Source organism: Xanthobacter sp. YC-JY1, from assembly GCF_021730305.1.
GTDB lineage: Bacteria > Pseudomonadota > Alphaproteobacteria > Rhizobiales > Xanthobacteraceae > Xanthobacter > Xanthobacter flavus.
In genome coordinates, this window is record NZ_CP032674.1 from 575,385 (window position 1) to 595,000 (window position 19,616).

General features: G+C 68.0%; 22 protein-coding genes (1 of these 22 only partly in view). 7 read left to right on the forward strand and 15 right to left on the reverse strand.

Annotated elements, in window-relative coordinates:
- Window positions 1–444 precede the first annotated feature (444 nt).
- The 5 genes from D7006_RS02710 to meaB form a co-directional block, all read right to left on the reverse strand.
- Complete coding sequence (locus D7006_RS02710) at window positions 445–1,227, reverse strand: enoyl-CoA hydratase-related protein (RefSeq protein ID WP_237355446.1); 783 nt, start codon at window positions 1,225–1,227, stop codon at window positions 445–447.
- Between the two features lie 474 nt (window positions 1,228–1,701).
- Window positions 1,702–2,517, reverse strand: a complete 816-nt coding sequence (locus D7006_RS02715; RefSeq protein WP_237355447.1) for a TIGR02186 family protein — start codon at window positions 2,515–2,517, stop codon at window positions 1,702–1,704.
- The gene (locus tag D7006_RS02720; RefSeq protein WP_169124748.1) at window positions 2,514–3,440 is read right to left on the reverse strand and encodes a sulfite exporter TauE/SafE family protein; all 927 of its coding nucleotides are present in this window, start codon (window positions 3,438–3,440) and stop codon (window positions 2,514–2,516) included. The genes D7006_RS02715 and D7006_RS02720 overlap by 4 nt, the downstream gene beginning before the upstream one ends.
- An 88-nt stretch (window positions 3,441–3,528) precedes the next feature.
- Entirely contained in the window at window positions 3,529–4,152 is a 624-nt protein-coding gene (locus D7006_RS02725; RefSeq protein ID WP_237355448.1) for a peptidase C15, read from the reverse strand.
- Window positions 4,153–4,156: 4 nt separating this feature from the next.
- The gene (gene meaB, locus D7006_RS02730; RefSeq protein ID WP_237355449.1) at window positions 4,157–5,143 is read right to left on the reverse strand and encodes a methylmalonyl Co-A mutase-associated GTPase MeaB; all 987 of its coding nucleotides are present in this window, start codon (window positions 5,141–5,143) and stop codon (window positions 4,157–4,159) included.
- Window positions 5,144–5,236: 93 nt separating this feature from the next.
- Here meaB and D7006_RS02735 point away from each other — a divergent pair, with 93 nt between their 5' ends.
- Entirely contained in the window at window positions 5,237–5,443 is a 207-nt protein-coding gene (locus D7006_RS02735; protein WP_168457651.1) for a CsbD family protein, read from the forward strand.
- Between the two features lie 64 nt (window positions 5,444–5,507).
- On the opposite strand, the gene folK is transcribed toward D7006_RS02735, so the two are convergent.
- From folK to D7006_RS02760, 5 genes are all read right to left on the reverse strand, one after another.
- Window positions 5,508–6,005, reverse strand: a complete 498-nt coding sequence (gene folK, locus D7006_RS02740; RefSeq protein ID WP_237355450.1) for a 2-amino-4-hydroxy-6-hydroxymethyldihydropteridine diphosphokinase — start codon at window positions 6,003–6,005, stop codon at window positions 5,508–5,510.
- Window positions 6,002–6,841: a dihydropteroate synthase gene (gene folP / locus D7006_RS02745; RefSeq protein WP_237355451.1), complete on the reverse strand. Its 840-nt coding sequence runs from the start codon at window positions 6,839–6,841 to the stop codon at window positions 6,002–6,004. Before folP ends, folK begins: the two co-directional genes overlap by 4 nt.
- Window positions 6,842–6,960: 119 nt before the next feature.
- Window positions 6,961–7,617, reverse strand: coding sequence for a peptide-methionine (S)-S-oxide reductase MsrA (gene msrA / locus D7006_RS02750; RefSeq protein WP_237355452.1), 657 nt, complete (start codon window positions 7,615–7,617; stop codon window positions 6,961–6,963).
- Window positions 7,618–7,757: 140 nt separating this feature from the next.
- Window positions 7,758–8,072 (reverse strand): hypothetical protein, encoded by a 315-nt coding sequence (locus D7006_RS02755; RefSeq protein ID WP_237355453.1) that lies wholly within the window; start codon window positions 8,070–8,072, stop codon window positions 7,758–7,760.
- Window positions 8,073–8,163: 91 nt separating this feature from the next.
- Complete coding sequence (locus tag D7006_RS02760; protein ID WP_237355454.1) at window positions 8,164–9,480, reverse strand: bifunctional diguanylate cyclase/phosphodiesterase; 1,317 nt, start codon at window positions 9,478–9,480, stop codon at window positions 8,164–8,166.
- 421 nt (window positions 9,481–9,901) lie between these two features.
- Here D7006_RS02760 and ssuD (D7006_RS02765) point away from each other — a divergent pair, with 421 nt between their 5' ends.
- The 3 genes from ssuD (D7006_RS02765) to D7006_RS02775 are packed head-to-tail and all read left to right on the forward strand — an operon-like array spanning window position 9,902 to window position 12,940.
- Window positions 9,902–11,071 (forward strand): FMNH2-dependent alkanesulfonate monooxygenase, encoded by a 1,170-nt coding sequence (ssuD, locus tag D7006_RS02765; RefSeq protein WP_237355455.1) that lies wholly within the window; start codon window positions 9,902–9,904, stop codon window positions 11,069–11,071.
- Between the two features lie 23 nt (window positions 11,072–11,094).
- On the forward strand, window positions 11,095–12,108 hold the full coding sequence (locus tag D7006_RS02770; protein WP_237355456.1) for an ABC transporter substrate-binding protein: 1,014 nt from the start codon (window positions 11,095–11,097) through the stop codon (window positions 12,106–12,108).
- A gap of 10 nt (window positions 12,109–12,118) precedes the next feature.
- The gene (locus tag D7006_RS02775; protein ID WP_237355457.1) at window positions 12,119–12,940 is read left to right on the forward strand and encodes an ABC transporter ATP-binding protein; all 822 of its coding nucleotides are present in this window, start codon (window positions 12,119–12,121) and stop codon (window positions 12,938–12,940) included.
- 76 nt (window positions 12,941–13,016) lie between these two features.
- Here D7006_RS02775 and D7006_RS02780 read toward each other — a convergent pair whose 3' ends face one another.
- Complete coding sequence (locus D7006_RS02780) at window positions 13,017–13,412, reverse strand: hypothetical protein (protein ID WP_237355458.1); 396 nt, start codon at window positions 13,410–13,412, stop codon at window positions 13,017–13,019.
- Between the two features lie 182 nt (window positions 13,413–13,594).
- Here D7006_RS02780 and D7006_RS02785 point away from each other — a divergent pair, with 182 nt between their 5' ends.
- Window positions 13,595–14,464 (forward strand): ABC transporter permease, encoded by an 870-nt coding sequence (locus D7006_RS02785; protein ID WP_237355459.1) that lies wholly within the window; start codon window positions 13,595–13,597, stop codon window positions 14,462–14,464.
- Between the two features lie 68 nt (window positions 14,465–14,532).
- On the opposite strand, the gene D7006_RS02790 is transcribed toward D7006_RS02785, so the two are convergent.
- From D7006_RS02790 to D7006_RS02805, 4 genes are read right to left on the reverse strand one after another with little or no spacing between them, the layout of a single operon-like run.
- Window positions 14,533–15,348: an ATP-binding cassette domain-containing protein gene (locus D7006_RS02790; protein WP_237355460.1), complete on the reverse strand. Its 816-nt coding sequence runs from the start codon at window positions 15,346–15,348 to the stop codon at window positions 14,533–14,535.
- Window positions 15,348–16,229, reverse strand: a complete 882-nt coding sequence (gene ssuC, locus D7006_RS02795) for an aliphatic sulfonate ABC transporter permease SsuC (RefSeq protein WP_237355461.1) — start codon at window positions 16,227–16,229, stop codon at window positions 15,348–15,350. Before ssuC ends, D7006_RS02790 begins: the two co-directional genes overlap by 1 nt.
- A 21-nt stretch (window positions 16,230–16,250) precedes the next feature.
- Complete coding sequence (locus D7006_RS02800) at window positions 16,251–17,210, reverse strand: sulfonate ABC transporter substrate-binding protein (RefSeq protein ID WP_237355462.1); 960 nt, start codon at window positions 17,208–17,210, stop codon at window positions 16,251–16,253.
- 25 nt (window positions 17,211–17,235) lie between these two features.
- On the reverse strand, window positions 17,236–17,814 hold the full coding sequence (locus D7006_RS02805) for a flavin reductase family protein (RefSeq protein WP_237355463.1): 579 nt from the start codon (window positions 17,812–17,814) through the stop codon (window positions 17,236–17,238).
- 221 nt (window positions 17,815–18,035) lie between these two features.
- Between D7006_RS02805 and ssuD (D7006_RS02810) the strand changes: the two genes are divergently transcribed.
- The gene (gene ssuD / locus D7006_RS02810) at window positions 18,036–19,259 is read left to right on the forward strand and encodes an FMNH2-dependent alkanesulfonate monooxygenase (RefSeq protein ID WP_237355464.1); all 1,224 of its coding nucleotides are present in this window, start codon (window positions 18,036–18,038) and stop codon (window positions 19,257–19,259) included.
- A gap of 27 nt (window positions 19,260–19,286) precedes the next feature.
- On the forward strand, window positions 19,287–19,616 hold the start of the coding sequence (locus D7006_RS02815; RefSeq protein WP_237355465.1) for an FAD/NAD(P)-binding protein. Its footprint extends 1,155 nt past the window's final position; only the first 330 of its 1,485 coding nucleotides appear in the window; it begins with the start codon at window positions 19,287–19,289; the stop codon falls past the right edge of the window.

The following is a 19,616-nucleotide window of genomic DNA, read 5'->3' on the forward strand; positions in this document are numbered from 1 at the left end:
CGCGCAGGGAACGACGGCACCCGCCACGACCAAGCCGGCCGCAACCACGCCGCCGGCTGCAACGACTACGACTCCTGCCGCCACGACTCCTGCGACCACCGCGCCGGCGGCCTCGACGCCAGCCAAGCCGGCAGCGACTGCTCCAGCCGCCACGGGTGCCGGGACTGCGGCCAAGCCGGGTGCGAAGCCCTCGGCCGGGGCGACCGCTGCGCACCAGCGTCAGGAGGCCTGCGGCGCAGAGTGGCGCGCGGCGAAGGCTGCGGGGAAGATTCCCTCCGGCCAGACCTGGCCCAAATACTGGAGTGCCTGCAATACGCGCCTCAAGGCGCAGGGGAAATGACGAGGCCGGCCCAGGCGTATCCCGCTTGAGCCGTGCCCATCAGCGCTGCCCATGCTCCCAGATCCAGCCGACCCTCGCGCGTCGGCTGGTGAGCCAGAGCCGCGTCAGCTGCCCGAGAACCGGGGCGCCCGCTTTTCGGAGAAGGCGAGGCGGCCTTCGCGATAGTCGGAGCTGGCATTGGCAAGGGCGGTGGCGCGCTTTGCCTCGCCGGTGAGCGATTGGCTGCCGCTTTCCGCCGCGCGGATGGCGAGCTTTGCGGCCTTGAGCGTCAGGGGGGCATTCTCGGCAATGCGGTGGAGCGTGCGCTCGGCCAGCGCGTCCACTTCGGCCGCCGGGGCGATGAGGTCGACTGCGCCGGTCATGTAAGCGCGCTCGGCCGGCAGGCGGTCGGCGGTGAAGAACAACTGGCGCGCACCTTGGCTACCGAAGGCCCTGAGCACCCGGCCGAGGCCGCGGGGATCGTAGCCGAGGCCGAGGCGCGCCGCGGGAATGGCAAAGAAGGCGTCGTCGGCGGCGATCCGCATGTCGCAGCTCGCCGCCAGCGCGGCCCCCGCGCCGACGCAGGCGCCGCGGATCACGGCGACCGTCGGGAAGGCCAGGCCCTCGATGGCGGAGCACGCCTGCTCCACCAGATCATCATAGCTCTGCGCACCGGAGGCATCCGAGCGGGCGCTGTCGAAGTCCGAGATGTCGGCCCCGCCGGAGAATGCGAGGTCGCCGGCGCCGCGCAGCACCGCCACGCGGATGTCCGTTCGCCGGGCCGCCTCCTGGGCGAAGGCGGAGAGCGCACGCCACATGGTGCTGGAGATGGCATTGCGGCGCTCGGGATTGGTCAGCGCAAGGCGGGCGATGCCCCCCTCGACGGTGATGGCGATGCTACCGGCCAAGGTCGTCTCCCTGCTCCCGCCGTCGCTCCTTGCGGGCGCGGCTCCTTGCCTGCCGACGATTGCCGGTGGCTTGGACGTTCCTAGAGCACGGGCCGATGGGATTGCAACGCCATCGGAGACTCCGGCGCGCCTCCGAGAGCGGGCCGGGTTGGGTGCGGCACTGGCACGACGAGAGGGTGTCGGGTGGTAAAGGGGTTCGGGGCGGCGCGAGTGCGCCACCCCGTCCCCTACGGGCGCCGGTCAGGGCTTGGCACCCGAAGCACGTCCTCCAGGCCGCGCGCGAGCGCCGCAAATGCCTTTCGGAAGGTATTATAGTATTTTATCTATCGTCGTCTCTGTGTGGACGGGGATGGAAGCAGATTCAAGGAAAAAATGTTAGAACAGTTTTAAATTTGCGTGTTGGTATTCGCATCCTTCTGTTGATCTTCGCACAGGTTGCATACCAAAGCGCATCGGATGCCCGCTCTTCACAGCTCATTCCTTGCGGAACAATATGTTGGCGATGAAGCCTACAATCAGACTGCCTAGGGCCACGGCCAGTCCATATAGCAACGCATCGTTGAGGGCGAACTCTGCTACGCGTTGCTCGAACCCGATCTTCCGCACCTCGAACGTGGCCTGTTCCGTTGCGGAAATCAGCCCGTTTCGCAGCAGCTTCACCTCGATCTGATACGCGCCGATGGGCGCGGCGCCGGGGATCCGGACCTCGGCGCGGAAGACGCGGGGCGCAAGGAAGGTGACGCCCTTTGGGTTCTCCTCGTAGAGCCCGTGCGCCGACTGCAGGCGGAGAAAGGCGGCCCGGAAGGGGTCGGAAGGCACGACGTCGGCGAAGTCGCCGCTCACCCGCTGGACGAAGATGTTGCGCGCGAGCCCGATCTGCTCCCGGCGCAGGATCGCGAGGCTCGCCATCTCGTCCGTCGGACGGTTCGACAGCACGGTCAGAAAGGCCGGCACGCCGATGAAGGTGCGGCTGTCGGTGTTCACCCACAGGCCGAGCACCTGGGCCTTGCGCCAGGTGGTGAAATCCTCCGCGGGCCCGCGCACGGTGACGACCACGTCGGGCGCGTCATCGATTGGGGCGCCATCGGTGGCCTCGGCGACGCCGAACAGGACAAGCTCCGCGCCGGAGAAGCTGGAGGAGATGCTGACCGTCTGCTGCGAGACGGAAAGCACCAGCCGATCCGCGCGCGCCGGCGCGGTGACGAAACTCGCCAGCAGCGCCAGGGTAAGGAAGGCGAACCGAAGGAACCATGCCGGTCCGGCTCCAGCGCTGGGGTGGAGCGGGCTCATCGGACCGTCTCCACCATGGTGACGGCGAACGTGTCGCCTGGCGCGGTCACCAGCTCGGCACCCACCCGCAGCGCGACCGACAGCACCAGGAGACCCAGCAGCAGCCGCAGGTTCTCCGCCTTCAGGGTCTGTCCCGTGCGGGCGCCGAACTGGGCGCCGACCGTGCCCCCGATCATCATCACCAGCGCCAGCACGGCATCCACGGTGCCGTTGGCCACCGCGTGGAGCACGGTGGCCGCCGCCATGGTGACGAGGGTGAGCACGAGGGAGGTGCCGACCGAGGTCTGGGTCGGCACCCTCAGTAGATAGATCAGCGCCGGCACCAGGATGAAGCCGCCGCCGACGCCCAGCACCGCACCGAGCAGGCCGATGACATAGCCGATGGCGATGACGGGCAGGGCAGAGATGTAAATGCGCGAGCGGCGAAACCGCATTTTCAACGGCAGGCGCATGAAGGCGGGGCGCGTTCCCGGCCGCCGCACGGAGGGTGGTGCGCCGGATCGCGCCCTGAGAATGGCGCGCACGCTCTCCACCAGCATCAGGAGGCCGATGGCGCCCAGCAGCAGCATGTAGGAGAGGCGGATGGCGAGATCCACCTGCCCGATGGAGCGCAGCCAGAGGAAGAGAAGGACGCCTGATACCGTGCCGACAAGGCCGCCAGAGAGCAGCACCCATGCCAGCGTCGTATCCACCAAGCCCTTGCGCCAGTAGGAGAGGGCTCCGGACAGGGACGAGGCCGCCATGTAGGGGGAGACGCTGGCCACGGCCACCGCTGGCGGCACGCCGGTGAAGATGAGCAGCGGCGTCATCAGGAAGCCGCCGCCCACCCCGAACATGCCGGAGATGAAGCCCACCGCAAGGCCCATGGCGAGGATCGTGAAGATGGCGACGGGCAGCTCGGCGATAGGCAAATAAATCGTCACGGGCCGGCCTTGGGTACGTGGGGGTGGGCGAGCCTATAGCGGTTCGTTTCCCAAGGCGAAAGCTGTAGCTATCCCATCGACTTAGGTGTCAGACTGGGCACCGGGCCCCGGCGGCGAGGGCAAGAAGGATGGAAGACAGGCCGCGCCCCATCCGCGTCCGCGATACCCCGGCCGGCCGGCCCTCGCGCCGCGGCAGGTGGACGAACAGCACCGGCCGCGGGTGTCCGCCCTGTCGCGCAGCCCAGGCGAGGGCGTGGAAATAGCTGGCATTGCACAGATATCGCCCCGCATCGCGGGACGGAACGGCGGCGATGCCGGCCCGGCGCAGGGCGTTGGCCTGCGGCCCCGCTGGGACGTGCGACTGCAGCAGGGGCGGCCCGTCGGCGGCGAGACGGCGCGCCGGGGGATGGCGCCGGGCGGCGTCGGGGGCGGCTCGGGCGGCGTTGACGGCGAGCATCTCGATGGACACACGGCGGCGCCGGGCCGCGACGCCGAGGAGCAGCACCGCATCCGGGTCGAACGCATCGAGGCGGGCATCGAGCCGCGCCAGCGCATCCCATCGGGTGGGCAGGATCTCCAGCGCGATCTGGATGCCGCAGAGCGCAGGGCGGCGCAGGCGCAGGAGATCCGCCGCGAGCTGCTGCGAGGGGTTCACCGGCACGCCCGGGAACGAGCCGAAGGCGCAGACGAGGATGCGCAACGGCCGGTTCATCGTCCTAAAGCCCGATGAGCCCGGCGATCTCGGCCGCCGCGAGGGCGGGCGAGAGAGCGCCTTCGGCCACTTCCCGCTCCAGCGCCGGCAGTCGCGCCTTGACGCCGGGATCGTGGGCGACCTTCTCGGCGAGGCGCTCGTTCAGCAGGGTCCACATCCAGCGCACCTGCTGGGCCCGGCGGGTGGCGGCGAAGGTGCCGGCCGCCTCGCATTTCTGTCGATGAAGCACCACCTGCTCCCACACGCCCGGAATTCCGTCCCCGGTCAGCGCGGAATAGGTCAGCACCGGCGGCGACCAGTGGGCCTCCCGCGCGCCGAGGAGGTGCAGCGCGGTCCGGTATTCGCCGGCGGCGGCGCGGGCGCGGTTGATGTTGTCGCCGTCGGCCTTGTTCACGGCCACGATGTCCGCCAGCTCCAGCACGCCCTTCTTGATGCCCTGCAACTCGTCGCCCGCGCCGGGCAGCATGAGCACGAGGAAGGTGTCGGTGAGATCGGCCACCGCCGTCTCCGACTGGCCGACGCCCACCGTCTCCACCAGCACCACGTCGAAGCCGGCGGCCTCGCACAGGAGCATGGTCTCGCGCGTCTTGGCGGCGATGCCGCCCAGCGTGCCGCCGGAGGGGGAGGGGCGGATGAAGGCGGCGGGGTCCACCGAGAGGCGGGCCATGCGCGTCTTGTCGCCGAGGATGGAGCCGCCGGTGCGGGTGGAGGAGGGGTCCACCGCCAGCACCGCCACCCGGTGGCCGAGCCCGGTGAGGTAGGTGCCGAGCGCGTCGATGGTGGTGGACTTGCCCACCCCCGGCACGCCGGTGATGCCGATGCGATAGGCGTGGCCTGTCTTCGGCAGAAGCGCCTGGAGCAGAGCCTGGGCGCGGCGGCGATGATCCGAGCGGCGGGATTCCACCAGGGTGATGGCGCGCGCCAGCGCGGCCCTCTCTCCCCGCGCGACGCCGGCGGCCAGTTTCTCGTCGTCGTGCACCGCGGCGGTCATCACCTCTCCCCCATTCTGTAAAACTCAGCGGAACTCCGGTTCAAGCGTGAACGTTGTTGTCGCATCTTTCCACTCTATACGGAGGACGACGCGATGAACTGGGATCGCATCGAAGGTAACTGGAAGCAGTTCACGGGCAATCTGAAGGCCCAGTGGGGCAAGCTTACCGACGACGACCTCACCGAGATCAACGGGAACCGCGAGGTTCTCGAAGGCAAGCTGCAGGAACGCTACGGCTATGCGAAGGACGAGGTGAAGCGCCAGGTCGATACCTGGTCCACCAACATCCGCACCATGTGAGCCGAACGCTCCTGCAAGGACGGGCCTCGCGCCCCGGCCCCGCGTCTCTCGGCGCGGGGCATTTTCATGCGTGGGACGCGCTGTCTTCGTGGCGCGTGATGCCGCTCTGGTCCAGCTTGGCCAGCGCCTCCGCCGCGCGGACGCCACCGACCACGATGTCGGGCGCGATCTCGGTGAGCGGCACCAGCGCGAACGCGCGCTCCATGAGGCGGGGATGGGGGATTTCGAGATCCTCCTCCCGCACGGTCTCATCGCCGAACAGGAGAATGTCGATGTCGATGCGGCGCGGGCCGAACCGCACCTCGTTGGGTCGGTCGCGACCCAGCATGCGCTCGACCTCAAGGCCCAACGCCAGAAGGCTTTTCGGCCCGATGGGGCTGTCCACTTCCACCACCTGGTTCAGATAGGGCCCCTGCGGCACCGGCCCCCAGGGAGGCGTCTCGTAATAGGAAGAGCTGCGGCGCAGGGTGAGACCGGCGCGGCACAGGGTGGCCAGAGCCTGCGCCATGGTCTCAGCGCGATCGCCGACATTGGAGCCGAGGCAGAGATAGGCAACGGTCATGATGCGTCCCGGATCGCCTCGGCCACACGGGCCGCCTGCACATGGGCCGCCACGTCGTGGACACGGATGATCTCCACCCCCCCATCCATGATGGCGATGACATTGGAGGCGATGGTGCCCGGCACCCGCTCCTGCGGCGTTGTCTGGATGACCTTGCCGATCAGCGACTTGCGCGATGTGCCGAGGAGGATCGGCAGGCCGAGCACGCGCAGCTCCGGCAGGCGCCGGATGGCGGCCAGGTTCTGCGGGAAGCTCTTGCCGAAGCCGATGCCGGGATCGAGAACGAGCTTTTCCCGCTTCACGCCGGCGCGGTCGGCGATCTCCAGCACCCGCTCGAAGAAGCCCAGCATCTCCGAGATGATATCGAGGGATTCATCCACCTCGGCGCGGTTGTGCATCACCACCGCCGCGGCATCGTAATCAGCCACGACCTTGGCCATGTCGGGATCGTGGGTGAAGCCCCAGACGTCGTTGACGATGCTCGCCCCTGCCTCCAACGCGCGGCGGGCGACCTCGGCCTTGTAGGTATCCACCGAGACCGGCACCCCCATCTCCGCCACGAGGGCGGGAATGACCGGGGCGATGCGCGCCCATTCGTCCTCGGCCGCGACCGGCGTATGGCCCGGCCGCGTCGATTCGCCGCCCACGTCGAGGATTTCGGCGCCTTCAGCGACGAGGCGCCGGGCATTGGCCAGGGCGTCGTCCGGCGCAGCGCTGCGGCCGCCGTCCGAGAAGGAATCGGGCGTCACATTGAGGATGCCCATGATGAGGGTGCGCGGCCCAAGGTGAAGGGCGTGGCCACGCGCGAGGAGGGTTCGGGAAGGAGCAGCGGGCATGATCGGGACCAGATGAGAGGCGCCCACTCAAGCCCGCCGCGTGTCGATTTGGCAAGGCGGCGCATGAGCGCCGCCAAACCCGTCGAGGCCCAGCGCGTCAGCGCGGCTTCGCGTTTGCCCTACTGCGCGGCGACGCCGGTGCCGATGGGGCAGGAGACGCCGGTGCCACCGAGGCCGCAATAACCGTTGGGGTTCTTCGCCAGATACTGCTGGTGATATCCCTCGGCGAAATAGAACGGCCCGAGATCGGCGATCTCGGTGGTGATGGCGGGGAAGCCCCGCGCCTTCAGCGCCGGCCCATAGGCCACCTTCGCCGCCTCCGCCTCCGCCCGCTGCTCGGGGCTCGTCGCATAGATGCCGGAACGGTATTGCGTTCCCACGTCATTGCCCTGCCGCATGCCCTGGGTGGGGTCGTGGCTCTCGAAGAACAGCTTCAGCAACTCGGCGTAGGACACCACGGCCGGGTCGTACACAACCAGCACCGCCTCGGTATGGCCGGTCTTGCCGGAGCAGACCTCCTCATAGGTCGGGTTCGGCGTATGGCCGGCAACATAGCCGACCGCCGTCGCCCAAACGCCGTCCTGCTGCCAGAACTTGCGCTCCGCGCCCCAGAAGCAGCCGAGGGCGAACACGGCGGTCTCGAAGCCCTGCGGATACGGACCCTTCAGGGCATGGCCGTTCACGTAGTGGACTTCGGCGGTGGGGATGGTGGTGGCACGGCCGGGCAGGGCCTCGGCGGCGGTGGGCAGGTCGAGGGACTTCTTCAGCCAGAACATGGCAGGCTCCTCGTCTCGCGACCGGAGGGCATCTGACCCTGGGGCCACGGCATGATGTTGGATGGGGCAGGGGGAAATCCCCGCTGGATCCCCAATATGGGGATGCGGCCGTGCTTGCGCGAGGGGAGGGGGGCGGGAGATCAGCCGATCTCGAAGCGCGAGCGCTCGCGCACCCTGCCGAGGCCCATCAGGATCAGCCCGATGAGCAGGAGCAGCGCGAAGGCCGGCATGGAGAGGAGCGGGAGCAGCACCGCGTTCCACACAGCCGGCATCCCAGCCTTGGCCGAGGTCTCCGCCCGCTCCAGGCTGCCCGGCGCCAAGGCGAACCAGGCATCCCCCGCCGAGGTCAAGACGAGGCCGGAGGCCGCGATGGAGCGCGTGCCATCCACGATGAGAGCGACAAAGCCGCCGGCGAGCAGCCAGAATCCGGTGAAGCGGAGCAGGAAACGGATCATGGGGCGGCGCGCGGCTCCTTGCAGCGAAGGCTCAACGGCACCCATTTAGGCAGGATCGCGGGCAAATGCACCCCGGTACGTCGGCCCCGGCCTATCGCGCGTGGGGAGCGCCGCCGCCGTCCATGATGCTGGCCATCGCGTCCGGTGCGGGCGCGATGAGCGCATCGAAGCTGTCGATGTCCATGGGCCGGCCGAACAGATAGCCCTGGAATGCCTCGCAGCCGGCCTCCACCAGGCACCTGAACTGTTCCTCCGTCTCGACGCCCTCGGCGACGGACATGAGGGAGAGCGTGTCGGCCAGGGAAATCATGGCCTCCACGATGCGCAGACTCGACTCGTCCGCCGGCAGGCCGCGCACGAACGACTGATCGAGTTTGATCTGGGCGAAGGGAAACTGACCGAGAGCCTGAAGCGATGAGTAGCCCGCGCCCAGGTCATCGAGGGCCCAGACGAGGCCGATGTCGCACAAAGCCTGCATGCGGGCGGCCATGTCGGGCATGTTCTCGGCCAGCATGCTCTCCGTCAGCTCCAGTTTCAGACGTGACACGTCGCAGCCGCTCCGCGTAACGATGTCGGTGACGTTTCGGACGAAGTCGGGCTGCAGGAACTGGGCGACGCTGATGTTGACCGAGAGGGTAAGGTGCGCGGTGCCGGGCTGCGCGTTCCACTTGGCAAGCTGTGCGCAGGCGGCGCGCAGCACCCAGTCCCCGATGGCGACGATTTGGCCGGTTTCCTCCGCCAGAGGAATGAACTGGCCGGGCGGGACGTTGCCGCGCCGGGGACTGTGCCAGCGAACGAGCGCTTCCGCGCCCACCAGATGGCCGTTGCGATCGACCTGCGGCTGGTAGGCAAGGCGGAACTCGCCCCGGGCGATGGCCCGCCCCAGGTCGTGTTCCCAGCCGCGACGGTCGGTGAGATCGGCGTGCATCAGCCCGAGGGTGAAGACCAGGGCGATAAGGGCCAACACGGTGTTCACCCACGCCGCAATGGAAGCTGCCTCGGCCGGGACGAGCAGGGTTGGGTCGCTGATCGCCAGCGGCAGGAGGCTGAAGGCGACAAAGGCTAGCAAATAAAGGATCGGCAGCACGATGCGCAGGTAAAGGCCGTCGCGCTGGAATGCGAAATAGCTCCCGGCTGCGATCGGCAGGAAGTACAGGACGGTCGCCTTCGGCACGCCGAGCGGAGGGTTGTCGAACAGACAGGACGCCGCGACGGCGAGCGGCGCGAGGTGAACGGCGAGGAGCGTCGCCAGACGCAGCTGCCCGCGCCGCAGCAGGACCAGCAGGCATGCCCCGAGGGCGGCCATGGCGAAATTGATCCCGGCCAGGAGCGGCCGGTCGATCATCAGCAGGCCAACGCACCAGAGGCCGCCAATGCCCATCAGCAGAACGGATTCAAGAAGTGTCAACGCGCTGACGCGCCGACTGTGACTATCATCCCAGGACGGGTGTGCCATCGGACCGCCGATCTGTTCCGGTCGTGCCAACCTTGCGCAGCTGGAGGTGACACTGCGGACGGTGCTGGGCGAGCCGCGCTCTCTCTGCCCGAGGTCAGTGCCCACCGCCGGCAAGACAGTCCTTAGGATGCCTTGGCGCCAAGAGGTTCCCTAGAGTTGTACCGCGCATTGGTCAAGGCAGCTTGAACGGGGCCATGGACGCCTTGACCGACGTGGACAGGGGCTTTCTTCGCGCCGTCATGACGGCGTCGGTCTTTGGGCCCGCCAGTCCCACTCAAATCACATTGAAAAATCGACCAATTTTTAAAAACATAAAATCCATTGACTTTGTGTGGTGATGGCCGCTTTTTGATGTGGAATAACGGAGTTCCACATGAGCGTGTCCCAGTCTCCTGTCGCCCCCGACCTGTTCTGGTTCATCCCGACCCATGGGGATGGCTCCTATCTCGGCTCGGAAACGCAGCAGCGGCCGCCGGAATTCGCCTATTTCCGCGAGGTGGCGCAGGCGGTGGACCGGCTCGGATTCAAGGGCGTGCTTCTGCCCACCGGGCAGAGCTGCGAGGACAGCTGGATCACCGCCGCGGGCCTCGCCACCGCCACCGAGCGCTTGAAATTCCTCGTGGCGCTGCGGCCGGGCGTCACCTCGCCGGCTTTCGCTGCGCGGCAGGCCGCGGCCCTCGATCGTCTCAGCGACGGCCGGCTGCTGCTCAATGTGGTGGTGGGCGGTCATCCTGCGGAGCTCGGCGCCGACGGCATCTTCCTGGAGCATGACGAGCGCTATGCGCAGGCGGACGAGTTCCTGACCATCTGGCGCGATCTCGTCGCCGGAAAGACGGTGGATTTCGAGGGCAAGTATTATCGTGTCGCGCACGGGCGGCTCGATTTCCCGGTGGTGCAGAAGCCCCACCCGCCTTTGTGGTTCGGCGGCTCTTCCGAGGCCGGCCACGAGGTCGCGGCCGAGCATGTCACCACCTATCTCTCCTGGGGCGAGCCGCCCCACATCCTGAAGGACAAGCTGGCCGACGTTCAGGCCCGCGCCGCCAAGCGCGGGCGCAAGCTGAAGTTCGGCCTGCGCATCCACTTCATCGTCCGCGAGACCGAGGCGGAAGCCTGGGCCGCCGCCGACAGGCTCATTTCCCGCATCTCCGACGAGCAGATCGAGAACGCGCAGAAGCGCTTCAAGGTGGAGATGGACTCCGTCGGCCAGGCGCGCATGGCCGCGCTCCAGCCGGGCGATCGCAACAAGCTCGAAATCGCGCCGAACCTGTGGGCCGGCATCGGCCTCGTGCGACGGGGCGCAGGCACCGCGCTGGTGGGCGACCCGAAGAGCGTCGCCGCCCGCATCCGCGAATATCAGGAGATCGGCATCGAGACCTTCATCGGCTCGGGCTACCCGCATCTGGAAGAGGCCTACCGGGTAGCGGAACTGCTGTTCCCCGAACTCGGCATCGACGGCCGCCGCCGCAAGGTTTCCGACAACATCGTCAATGAATTCGCCGTGGGTTCCCACAGCGCGGAGCGGCGCCTCGCCGCCGTCTCCTGAGCAATCTTCGAGAGGTCTTCGAGATGAAAACCCGTCGCACCGTCCTCGGCCTTGCCGCCGCTCTCGCCCTTGCGCCGGCGCTGGCCGCCGCCCCCGCTCAGGCGGAGGGCGTGCTGCGCATCGCCCAGCAGTTCGGCACCCTCTACACGCCCTTCCATGTGATGAAGGAAAAGGGGCTGGTGGAGCAGCGCGGCAAGGCGCTGGGCATCGACATCAAGGTGGATTGGATCCAGCTTTCCGGCGGCTCGGCGGTGAACGACGCGCTGCTCGCTGGCAATATCGACATCGCCTCCGCGGGCATCGGGCCCTTCCTCACCTTGTGGGACAAGACCCGCGGCACCTCCAACGAGGTGAAGATCGTCGGTGCCTTCGGCGCGCAGCCCAACTATCTGCTCACCAACAATCCCAACGTGAAGACAATCAAGGACTTCACGGAGAAGGACAAGATCGCCATGCCGGTGGCCGGCGTGTCGGTTCAGGCGCGCATCCTCCAGCTCGCCGCCGAGCAGACCTTCGGGCCGGGCAATGCCAAGAAGCTCGATGCGCTGATGGTGACGCTGCCCCATCCCGACGCCACGGCGGCCCTCCTCTCCGGCTCCACCGAGATCACCGGCTATCTCTCCAACGCGCCGTTCCAGAACCACGCGCTGAAGGACCCGAAGATCCACAAAGTGTTTTCCTCCTACGACATCTTCGGCGGCCCGGTGACGCCCACGGTGGCCTACGCCACCGTCAAGTTCCGGCAGGAGAACCCGAAGACCTACAAGGCCTTCCTCGAAGCCTTCGAGGAAGCGACCAAGTGGGTGGAGCAGAACAAGAAGGAGGCGGCGGACATCTATGTGAAGGTCGAGAAATCCAAGCTCGATCCCGCCTTCGTCGCCGAAGTGCTGAGCGATCCGGACACGCAATACACGTTTGTTCCGCTGGGCACGCTGAAGTTCGCGGATTTCATGAACCGCATCGGGGCCATCAAGGCGAAGCCGACGAGCTTCAAGGACTTCACCTTCGAGGACCTGCATTCCGCGTCGGGCAGCTGAGGGGGATGCGATGACGGTCCACTCCCCCGTTTCCGCCGCCATGCCCACCTTGACGCCCGCCGCCCCGGCCGTGCTGGAGGCGCGCGGCATCACCCTTGATTATGCCGGTCCGGCGGGTCGGCACCGGGCGGTGGAGGATGTGAGCTTCACCGTCCATGCGCGTGAACGGCTCGTGCTGCTCGGCCCCTCGGGCTGCGGGAAGTCCTCCATCCTCAAGGCGCTGGCCGGCTTCCTGAAGCCCGCCGCCGGTACGGTGAGCCTGCGCGGCAAGGAGGTTCGCGGGCCAGGGCCGGACCGCATCGTGGTCTTCCAGGAGTTCGACCAGCTGCTGCCGTGGAAAAGCATCACGGACAACGTGGCCTTCCCGCTGCGCGTCGCCCGCAAGGTGCCGCAGAAGGAGGCTCGCGAGCGGGCGCGTGCGGCCCTCGCCAAGGTCGGTCTCGCCCGTGCCTTCGATGCCTATCCGCATACGCTCTCCGGCGGCATGAAGCAGCGCGCCGCCATCGCCCGGGCACTTGCCGCCGAGCCGGACGTGCTGCTGATGGATGAGCCGTTCGCTGCGCTCGATGCCCTCACCCGGCGCACCCTTCAGGAAGATCTGCTGCGGCTGGCCGAGGAACAGGGCTTCACCCTCGTCTTCGTCACCCATGCCATCGACGAGGCGGTGCTGATCGGCACGCGGCTGCATCTTCTCGCCGCCCATCCCGGCCGCACCATCGCCAGCTTCGATACGTCCGGCCTCGGCCTCGCGGAGCGTGGCTCGCCGGCCTTCGAGGGCGTGGTGCGGGAGGTGAGCGACCTGCTCTTCGCCGACGGAGCCCGCCATGACTGACGTTCGGGGCAGGGGCCGAAGGCCGTGGAGATGAGTGGAGCCGGCGACGGTGTGTGTTCCGCCGCCGGCCAATGGCTCAATCGTAGGTGATGTCGTTGTCGTGCAGGTAGACGTTGCTGGCCTTGCAGATGTCGATGCGGATCGGATCATCCTTCACTTCGCCGCCCGACTTCCCGCGCCAGCCCACACGCAGCGTTTGCTGGCAACGGCCGCTCGTCTTGGTGAAGACGAGGGCGGCGTTGTCGCCGGGGCCGACGGGCTCGCTCAGCCAGTTGGTGCTCCAGCCGGTCCCGTCATTTGTATAGAAACCGATGACAGTATTTGCCTCGGTCTCGTTGTGGATAGTGAATTCGCCGCTCTTTCCGGTTTGAGCTGACGCAACGTCAATATAAGAAGCGCATGTAAAAAGCAGAAATACGGAACTGAATACGCTGATATTTCTTCTTTTCCCCATTTTTCCCCACTCCCCCATGTGAATTTACGCGCAGGACTGTCGCAAGACTTTTGAAGAATATCAAGCCGACATCAGGTTGTGTTGCCGGCGTCGGCTTTGACGCTCTGATCTGGGGCGTTGGCTGCGCCCGGAACGCGTTGACGAACACCAATTGGCATTTCTCCACCCGTGAGCTGCCTGACAAGACCATGAGGCCCGCCATGTCCGACATTGATCTCAGCCGGCAACCTGCCCTGTTCCGGGTGGCCCACGCCACGACCCGCACCGCGCCGGCACAATGGCTTGCCACGGCCGGCGCGGGCCTCTGGCGCTTCACCTTGGTGCGCCGGCTGGTGGTGCTCGCGGGCCTTGCTGTTTTGTGGCAGGTGGCGGCGACGTGGCAGAACAGCCCGCTTCTTTTTCCCACCTTCACCGACACCATCTCGGCGCTCGTCGAGGCGCTGCGCCATGAGGATCTGTTCCCGGCCTCCATCGCCTCGCTGACCGTGCTGATAAAGGGCTACGTGCTGGCCCTGACCCTCGCGCTGGTGTTCGTCTCGGTGGCCATCGCCGTGCCCTTCGTGAAGGAAGTGCTGCTCACCCTCACCGCCATGTTCAATCCGCTGCCGGCGATCGCGCTGCTGCCCCTCGCCATGTTGTGGCTCGGCCTCGGCGAGGCGAGCCTGCTGCTGGTGATGGTGCATGCGGTGCTCTGGCCGTTCGCGCTCGCGGCACTAACCGGCTTCGAGCAGGTGCCGGAGACGCAGCGTCTCGTGGGCCGCAATTACGGGCTGAAGGGGCCGGCCTATGTGGCGCTCATCCTCATCCCGGCGGCGCTGCCCTCACTGTTATCGGGCCTGAAGATCGCGTGGGCCTTCGCCTGGCGCACGCTGATCGCGGCGGAGCTGGTGTTCGGCGTCTCCTCCCGCTCGGGCGGCCTCGGCTGGTTCATCTATCGCAACCGCAACGAGCTGCTCACCGACCGCGTGTTCGCCGGCCTCGTCACCGTCATCCTGATCGGCCTTCTGGTGGAAGTGCTGTTCCGCCTCGTGGAGCAGCGCACGGTGCGCGCCTGGGGCCTCCAGCGCTGAGGCTTCGTCGCAGAAAAGGAAAGGGCGCCCGGCTTGTCACCGGGCGCCCTTTTTGTTTGTCGGGGTGTTCAGACGGCGGCGAGAATGCGCCGCTGGAGGTCGAGTGCCTCGGCGGACGCGATGCCGGTGCGCGGGCGGGGCAAGTCCACCGGCACGTCGAGGGCGATCTCGCCCTGCCGCAGCACCACCACCCGATCCGCCAGCGCCACCGCCTCGGCGACATCATGGGTGATGAGCACCACGGTGAAGCCGTGCTCGGTCCAGATGCGCTCGGTGAGACGGTGCATCTCGGTACGGGTCAAGGCGTCGAGGGCGCCGAACGGCTCGTCCAGCAGCAGCACGCCGGGGCGCGAGACCAGGGCGCGGGCCAGCGACACGCGCTGCTTCTGTCCTCCGGAGAGGACCGACGGCCAGTCCCGGCCCCGATCGGCGAGGCCCACGTCGCGCAGCGCCGCATGGGCCTCCTCGCGCCAGTGCGGACCGCGCGCGATGCCCACATTGGCAAGCACGCGCTGCCATGGCGCGAGGCGCGCATCCTGGAACAGCAGTCGCACCTGCGGCATCAGGCCGGTGACGCGGCTTTCACCCACCCGCACCTCGCCGGACGTGGTGAGATCGAGCCCGCAGATCAGGCGCATGAGCGTAGTCTTGCCACCGCCCGAGCGGCCGACCACGGCGAGGAACTGCCCGGCCGGAACATCAAGGTCGAGCCGGCGCAGCACGGGGCGGGCGCCGAAGCTCTTGGTGACGGCGGAAAGATGGATGGGCTCGCCCTTCCAGCGCGGGGCGCTCGCGCGCGGCTCGGGCAGCGTAAAGGTCGCGCGGATTTCGTCGGCGCGCACCTTTGCGGCGACGTCGGCGTCGGCGGCGGCGAAGATTTCCATCAGGCCGTTCCTTCCGAGCCGTGCTGATAGGCGGGATGCCAGGCCAGCGCCCGGCGCTCTATGGCGCGGGTGAAGCTGTCGGCGAGCTTGCCGAGGAGGGCATAGGCGAGCACGCCCAGCACCACCACGTCGGTCTGCAGGAACTCGCGGGCGTTCATGGTCATGTAGCCGATGCCCTCGGTGGAGGAGATGGTCTCGGCGACGATAAGCGTCAGCCACATGATGCCGAGCGCGTAGCGCAGCCCCACGAGCACGGAGGGCAGAGCCCCCGGCAGCACGATGCGCCAGAACAATGCGGTGCTGGACAGGCCATAGACCCGCGCCATCTCCACCAGGCCGCGGTCCACCGTGCGGATGCCGTGGAAGGTGTTGAGATAGATCGGGAAGGCGACGCCAATGGCGACAAGGAAGATCTTCGCCTCCTCATCGATGCCGAACCACAGGATCACCAGCGGGATGATGGCGAGATGCGGCACGTTGCGCAGCATCTGCATGGTGGAATCGAACGCCGTCTCGGCCGGCCGCACGATGCCGTTCAGCACCCCCAGCGCAATGCCGATGGAGCCGCCGATGGCGAGGCCGATCAGCGCCCGCCGGGTCGACACCGCCACATTGGTGAGGAGCGAGCCGTCGCCCAGCGCCCGCCAGAAGGCGACCGCCACGTCGCTCGGCGCCGGCAGCACCCGCGAGGACAGAAAGCCGAGGCTGGCCGCCGCCTGCCACAGGGCCAGCACCCCGAGGGGTAGCGCCCATGGCAGGAGCGCTCGCCCGACCGCGGCAGCGCGGGCACCGGCGAGGCGACGGACATCCGCTGGTTCCGTAGCGACGGACGCGGCCGCCGCCGGCAGAACGGCGGCCTCACTCTGGGCGGGCGGGCTCATGGCAGGCTCCTCGCGTCCCGGTCACGACTTCGGCGCGCGCAAGGCGTCGGCGATGCGGATCGGCTTGGGGACGAGGCCGAGGGCCAGGAAGGCGTCCGCCACCTGCTGCTGCGCCGCCGCCACCTCGGGGGTGATCGGCTTCACGTCGTACTGCTGGCGAGCAAGCGCGACTTCCAGGATGGGGGCGGGGATGCCGATGAGCGGCGAGAATTCGGCGGCGGCGGCCTTCGGGTTGGCCTTCACCCACGCGCCCACCTCGGCGACGCCCTTCAGCAGCACGTCCACCACCTGCGGGGCCTGATCCACGAAGGATCTGGTCGAGAGATAGAACTGATAGTTGGAGACGATGCCGGTGCCGTCGGCGAGCTGGCGCGCGTCGATGGTCTTCTCCGCCGCCGCCTGGAAGGGGTCCCAGATGGCCCAGGCGTCCACCGAGCCACGCTCGAAGGCGGCGCGGGCGTCGGCCGGGGTGAGATAGGCGGTCTTGATGTCGGAATAGGGTACGCCCGCCTTCTCCAACGCCTTCACGAGGAGATAGTGGACGTTGGAGCCCTTGTTCAGCGCCACCGTCTTGCCCTTGAGGTCGGCGACGGTCTTGAGCGGGCTGTCCTTGGGCACGAGGATGGCCTCGCCCTGCGGGGCGGCGGGCTCGTAGCCCACATAAACGAGGGGTGCGCCGGCGGCCTGGGCGAAGATGGGCGGCGCTTCGCCGGTGTTGCCGAAGTCCACCGCGCCGGCATTGAGCGCTTCCAGCAGCTGCGGGCCGGCCGGAAACTCCGCCCATTTCACGCTGTAGCCGAGCGGCTTCAGGAGGGGCTCCAGCAGACCCTTGTTCTTCAGCAGGATGAGGGTGCCGTATTTCTGGTAGCCGATGCGCACCACCTTTTCCTGAGCGCGCGCGGGGGCGGCGCCCAGGGCAAGCGCCCCCGCGAGGCCGGAAGCGAGGACGGCGAAGTGTCGGCGCGTGATGCCCGTGCTCATGTCTCGGTTCCTTGGAATGGGGGGATCAGAAGGAGAGGCCGCGATAGCTGCCGGCCCAGTAGAGGAGGGGCTCGGCGCTCTCGGTGATGCGGGAGGCCACCACCCGGCCGATGACGATCAGGTGCGAGTGCCGCTCGATGACGTCTTCCAGCTCGCAGTCGAAAGCGGCGAGCGCGTCGGCGAGCACCGGCGCGCCGGTGGAGAGACGGGTCCAGTCGGCGCCGTCATAGCGGGCCGGCCCCTTGAGGCCGCCCTTGCCGGCGAAGCGATCGGCCACTGGCTCGTGATGCGGCCGCAGCACGTTGATGGCGAAGGCGCGTTCCTTCAGCAGCGGCACGACCGAAGAGGTGGCGCGGTTGACGCAGATGAGGAGCGTCGGCGGCTCCACCGAAAGGGAGGTGACCGATGTGGCGGTGAGGCCGGTGCGCTCGTCGCCCTGGCCCACCGTAAGCACGCTCACGGCGCCGGCCAGCTTGCGCATCGCGCTGCGAAAGGCGAGCGAGGCGGCGGAAAGCTCGGGAGCGGGGGTGGGAGCCGGGGCGGGAGCGGGAGCGGGAGCGACGTGAGTCGGCTGGCTCAGGGCGGCGGCGACGTGCGCGTTCATCGATCTGCCTTCTTCGAACGTGCGGGCGAAAAGGTCCTGCCCGCGGGTTCAGCCCCTCAGGGCAACACCTTCCAGCGCGCCTCCGGAGGAATCCGGAGGGGGTGGATCGGAGAAAAGAATAGACAGGCCGATCAAAGGCGGTCAATAAATTCTATCAAGTTTATCGAGTTAAAGCCGGAGAGCGTGGGCCCGACGCTTCCGGCCCCATCTGGAGCCTGTCGATGACCAGTCCCGCGTCGTTCTTTGCCGCGTCCGCTGTCGCTGATCCGACCCTGCCCGCTGCGACCGAAGCCAATGTCCTGTGGTTCCTGCCCACCCATGGGGATGGCCACTATCTCGGCACGTCGCACAAGGCGCGCGAGGTGAGCCTCGGCTATCTCCGGCAGATCGCCCAGGCGGCGGACCAGCTCGGCTATTTCGGCGTGCTCATCCCGACCGGCCGCAGCTGCGAGGATAGCTGGATCGTGGCCTCCGCCCTTGCCGGGCTCACCGAGCGCCTGCGCTTTCTGGTGGCGGTGCGCCCCGGCCTGCTCTCGCCGGCCGTGGCCGCGCGCATGACGGCGACGCTCGACCGCATCTCCGGTGGTCGCGCCCTGATCAATGTCGTCACCGGCGGCGACCCGGTGGAGAACAAAGGCGACGGCTTCTTCGCCGACCATGCGGAGCGCTACGAGATCACCGCCGAGTTCCTCGACATCTACACCCGCCTTCTGAAGGGCGAGGACGTGAACTTCGAGGGCAAGCACTTCAAGGTGGAGGGCGGCAAGCTTCTCTATCCGCCGGTCCAGCAGCCGCATCCGCCTTTGTTCTTCGGCGGCTCCTCCGCGCCGGCCCATGATGTGGCGGCGCGGCAGGTGCAGAAATATCTCACCTGGGGCGAACCCCCGGCGCAGGTGGCGGAGAAGATCCGGGACATCCGCGCCCGCGCTGCCGCGCTGGGGCGCGAGGTGACCTTCGGTGTGCGCCTCCATGTCATCGTCCGCGATACGGCAGCCGAGGCGTGGGCGGCGGCGGACGACCTGATCCGCTATGTGGACGATGCGACCATCGCCGAGGCGCAGAAGGTGTTCTCGCGCATGGATTCCGAAGGTCAGCGCCGGATGAGCGCGCTGCATGGCGGCCGCCGCGACAAGCTGGAAGTGGCGCCCAATTTGTGGGCCGGCGTGGGCCTCGTGCGCGGCGGCGCCGGAACCGCCCTCGTGGGCGATCCGGAGACCGTGGCCGAGCGGCTGAAGGAATACATGGCGGTGGGCGTCGATACCTTTGTTCTCTCGGGCTATCCTCACCTGGAGGAGGCCTATCGTTTCGGCGAAAGCGTGCTGCCGCTGCTGCCGCGTGCAGCCGGAACCGGCGCGCCGGGCGTTGTCACCAATCATCGCGGTCCGTTCGGGGAGATCATCGGCAATGCCATTGTGCCTGAGGCGCGCCGCGTCTCCGCCTCCTGATCGGACCGCCTCGCGAGGAGCAACGCCATGCTGAATGCCTGGGAAGCGCAGGGCTCGGAACCGCAGCGGGACGCGCGCACCACCGTGGTGGTCGTCGGCGGCGGCTTCAGCGGAACCCTGTTCGCGCTGGCGGTCGCTGCCGCGCGGCTCGACGTGGTGCTGGTGGAACGGGAGGCGAAGGCCGGCCCCGGCCTCGCTTATGGCGCCTGTGACCCGCGCCACCTGCTCAACGTACCTGTGGCGCGCATGGAGGTCGGCCTCAAGCCGAGCTTCGCCCTGTGGCTGAAGGCGAGCGGCGCCGATCTTTCCGCCGCCATCGAGGAGGCGGGCGGCGATCTCGCCCGTGCTTTCGTGCCG

Excerpts from the sequence above, each read along its gene's own strand:
- ssuD (WP_237355464.1), top strand. The coding sequence starts at position 18,036 with ATGACCAGTCCCGCGTCGTTCTTTGCCGCGTCCGCTGTCGCTGATCCG.
- D7006_RS02770 (WP_237355456.1), top strand. The coding sequence starts at position 11,095 with ATGAAAACCCGTCGCACCGTCCTCGGCCTTGCCGCCGCTCTCGCCCTT.
- D7006_RS02735 (WP_168457651.1), top strand. The coding sequence starts at position 5,237 with ATGAACTGGGATCGCATCGAAGGTAACTGGAAGCAGTTCACGGGCAAT.
- D7006_RS02780 (WP_237355458.1), bottom strand. The coding sequence starts at position 13,412 with ATGGGGGAGTGGGGAAAAATGGGGAAAAGAAGAAATATCAGCGTATTC.
- D7006_RS02755 (WP_237355453.1), bottom strand. The coding sequence starts at position 8,072 with ATGATCCGTTTCCTGCTCCGCTTCACCGGATTCTGGCTGCTCGCCGGC.
- ssuC (WP_237355461.1), bottom strand. The coding sequence starts at position 16,229 with ATGAGCCCGCCCGCCCAGAGTGAGGCCGCCGTTCTGCCGGCGGCGGCC.
- D7006_RS02800 (WP_237355462.1), bottom strand. The coding sequence starts at position 17,210 with ATGAGCACGGGCATCACGCGCCGACACTTCGCCGTCCTCGCTTCCGGC.
- D7006_RS02805 (WP_237355463.1), bottom strand. The coding sequence starts at position 17,814 with ATGAACGCGCACGTCGCCGCCGCCCTGAGCCAGCCGACTCACGTCGCT.
- D7006_RS02785 (WP_237355459.1), top strand. The coding sequence starts at position 13,595 with ATGTCCGACATTGATCTCAGCCGGCAACCTGCCCTGTTCCGGGTGGCC.
- D7006_RS02775 (WP_237355457.1), top strand. The coding sequence starts at position 12,119 with ATGACGGTCCACTCCCCCGTTTCCGCCGCCATGCCCACCTTGACGCCC.
- ssuD (WP_237355455.1), top strand. The coding sequence starts at position 9,902 with ATGAGCGTGTCCCAGTCTCCTGTCGCCCCCGACCTGTTCTGGTTCATC.
- msrA (WP_237355452.1), bottom strand. The coding sequence starts at position 7,617 with ATGTTCTGGCTGAAGAAGTCCCTCGACCTGCCCACCGCCGCCGAGGCC.
- D7006_RS02725 (WP_237355448.1), bottom strand. The coding sequence starts at position 4,152 with ATGAACCGGCCGTTGCGCATCCTCGTCTGCGCCTTCGGCTCGTTCCCG.
- meaB (WP_237355449.1), bottom strand. The coding sequence starts at position 5,143 with ATGACCGCCGCGGTGCACGACGACGAGAAACTGGCCGCCGGCGTCGCG.
- folP (WP_237355451.1), bottom strand. The coding sequence starts at position 6,841 with ATGCCCGCTGCTCCTTCCCGAACCCTCCTCGCGCGTGGCCACGCCCTT.
- D7006_RS02790 (WP_237355460.1), bottom strand. The coding sequence starts at position 15,348 with ATGGAAATCTTCGCCGCCGCCGACGCCGACGTCGCCGCAAAGGTGCGC.
- folK (WP_237355450.1), bottom strand. The coding sequence starts at position 6,005 with ATGACCGTTGCCTATCTCTGCCTCGGCTCCAATGTCGGCGATCGCGCT.
- D7006_RS02715 (WP_237355447.1), bottom strand. The coding sequence starts at position 2,517 with ATGAGCCCGCTCCACCCCAGCGCTGGAGCCGGACCGGCATGGTTCCTT.